Consider the following 2,880-nt stretch of genomic DNA (forward strand, 5'->3'; position numbering starts at 1 on the left):
ATGACATTCTAGGACTTCGTTGAGTTTGGTTACTTGACTTTCAAATTTTGTTAAGAATTCCTTTGTATGCTGAATGAGTTTGATGTGACAGAAAACAACAAATCCTTTTTCGACCTTTTTTCTATTTAATAAAACAACATGTTTTTCGATAATGCCTTCACGTTCCAGTTTTTTCACTCGTTCGTAAACTGCTGTAACAGAAAGATTTAGTTTTGATGAAAGTTCTTTTGTTGTTTTTTTACTATCGGTTTGTAGTAATCTTAATAGGTTTTTGTCAATTTCGTCTAAATTCATGATTTTAAATTTTCTAAAAATGATGATTTACCATCATTTTTAATGTTTAAATAATTACAAATGTATGAAATTATAGTTTTATTTTCTAATTTATTTAATTTGTATTGTAATTAAATCTAATTTTTTTTTATTTATGATTGTTAGTTGATAATCAGAATGCCTTAGCCCTGATATCAGTGGAAATCCTTTTTTCGTCAGTTCGAGTAGCTTGCAAAGCGTATCGAGAACAAGAAAAAAGATTGCAACGGATAGCAGGAAAAAGCTTCTAAGAAAATAAATAAAAGTATGAAAATTTTTAATCCCGTAGACAAAACACAATATTTTGGAGAATTTGATGATTTAAACCATTTAATTTCAGATAGTTAAACTTGCGTTTTTTTGTCGACAAAAACAATGTTCGATACTTTTGAAGGCAATGCTGAAGGTTGTTACCTCTATTCTCGTCATTCTTCGCCAAGTAATTTGTATTTAGACAAAGCACTTGCCGCGATGGAAGGAACGGAAACGGCAAATGTTGTAGCTTCTGGAATGGGAGGGATTACGCCAACGCTTTTGCAATTGTGTGGAAACGGTGATCATATTGTTTCGAGTAGAACTATTTACGGCGGAACGTACGCTTTTCTGAAAAATTTAGCACCACGATTTGGTATCAAAAATACGTTTGTAGATATTACTAAATTGGATATTGTAGAAGCTGCCATTAAACCAAATACGAAAGTTTTGTATTGCGAAACGGTAAGTAATCCATTGCTTGAAGTTGCTGATATTGCTGGTTTGGCAAAAATCGCGATTAAAAATGATTTGAAATTAGTGGTTGATAATACTTTTTCTCCCTTGTCAGTTTCTCCAGTAAAATTAGGTGCAGATATTGTGATTCATAGTTTAACAAAATACATTAACGGAAGTAGTGATAAGGTAGGCGGTGTGGTTTGCGCTTCGCAAGAATTTATTAATGATTTAAAAAATGTAAATTCTGGAGCTAGTATGCTTTTAGCTCCAACGATGGATAGTTTGCGTTCGGCAAGTGTGATGAAAAACCTAAGAACTTTGCATATTAGAATGAAACAACACAGTCATAATGCGATGTTTTTGGCTCAGAAATTTGAAGAAAATGGAATAAAAACGGTTTATCCAGGTTTGAAATCTCACCCAAGTCACGAGATATATTCCGGTATGATTAACCATGAATATGATTTTGGTGGTATGATGACTATAGATGTGGGTTCGCTTAATAAAGCAAACGAACTGATGGAACTCATGCAAGAAAGAAATTTAGGTTATCTAGCAGTAAGTTTAGGTTTTTATAAAACGTTATTTAGTGCTCCAGGAGCTTCTACTTCGAGCGAGATTCCTTTGGATGAGCAAGCGGAAATGGGCTTGAAAGACGGATTAATTCGTTTCTCGATAGGTTTAAATAATGACATTAATCGTACTTATGAGATGATGCATGCTTGTATGAAAGAATTAGAGATTTTGTAGATTTAGTTCTTATAAATAAAAAATCCCATTTCAATAATTTGAAATGGGATTTTTTTAGTTTAAAACTAGGATTAATCTTCAATTATTTCTTCCTGTTTTGTAAAATTTAGTTTACTGTTTTTATATCCATAAATAAAGTAAAAAACCAATCCAATAACCAACCAACAACCAAACCACATCCAGTTAGAAACTGCCATCCCTGTTAGTAAATAACAACAAGAAACCAATCCTAGAAGTGGAATTAAGGATAAGTTTTTTGTAAAAGATAAAACCATCATAACAACACAAACTAATAAGAAAACTAGCATAGGTATATTGGTAGCCATTTTTTCATTAGAAAAATCGAAAATATCAATGAAAAAATTTGGGACATATTTTACTGTTAATCCAGTTCCAATAATTACTAATAAAGGAAAAATAAATTTAGAATTTATATAAGGAATTCTGAATTTACCTTTGGTTTCACGTTCAGCTAATTCAGATTCACTTTGAGGAGAAAGCATCAAAACACCACCACAAACTAGTACAAAAGCAAATAATGTTCCGATTGATGTAAAATCTAATACAAAATTCTCATCGGTAAAAAATATAGGAATTCCAACAACTAAACCTGTTACAATCGTAGCAAAACTTGGTGTTTTATATTTTGGGTGAATTTCAGAAAATTTCTTTGGCATCAATCCATCACGACTCATAGTCATCCAAATTCTTGGTTGTCCCATCTGGAAAACTAACAATACACTTGTCATAGCAACAACCGCTGCAATAGACACGATAAATAGCATCCATTTTACACCTTTTAAAGCAAAAATTTCTGCTAATGGATCGCTTACTCCAAGTAATTCGTAGGAAACCATTCCTGTAATAACTAATGCTAAAACGATAAATACAACAGTACAAATTACCAACGAATAAATCATTCCTTTAGGTAAATCACGTTGCGGATTTTTACTTTCTTCAGCTAAAGTAGATACAGCATCAAATCCAATATAGGCAAAGAACACAGCCGAAACACCACCCATAACTCCACCAAAACCATTAGGCATAAACGGTGTCCAATTTTCAATATCAATATAAAACGCACCTACAACAATAACCAAAGCAATA

The 2,880-nt window shown here is 32.0% G+C and carries 2 protein-coding genes and 1 pseudogene; 1 reads left to right on the plus strand and 2 read right to left on the minus strand.

Annotated features, from left to right (window positions below; translation table 11 throughout):
- Window positions 1-294, minus strand: a 294-nt coding sequence (locus tag ACH2BG_RS10460) for an Lrp/AsnC family transcriptional regulator (protein WP_395047638.1), incomplete at its 3' end; no start/stop codon positions are given.
- A 285-nt stretch (window positions 295-579) separates the two neighbouring features.
- On the opposite strand from ACH2BG_RS10460, the pseudogene ACH2BG_RS10465 reads away from it, so the two are divergent.
- Window positions 580-1,773 (plus strand): annotated as a pseudogene (locus ACH2BG_RS10465) (aminotransferase class V-fold PLP-dependent enzyme).
- A 71-nt stretch (window positions 1,774-1,844) separates the two neighbouring features.
- On the opposite strand, the gene ACH2BG_RS10470 reads toward ACH2BG_RS10465, so the two are convergent.
- Window positions 1,845-2,880, minus strand: a 1,036-nt coding sequence (locus tag ACH2BG_RS10470; protein ID WP_395047639.1) for an APC family permease, incomplete at its 5' end; no start/stop codon positions are given.

Source organism: Flavobacterium sp. (genome assembly GCF_043779715.1).
In the GTDB taxonomy this organism is placed as follows: Bacteria; Bacteroidota; Bacteroidia; order Flavobacteriales; family Flavobacteriaceae; genus Flavobacterium.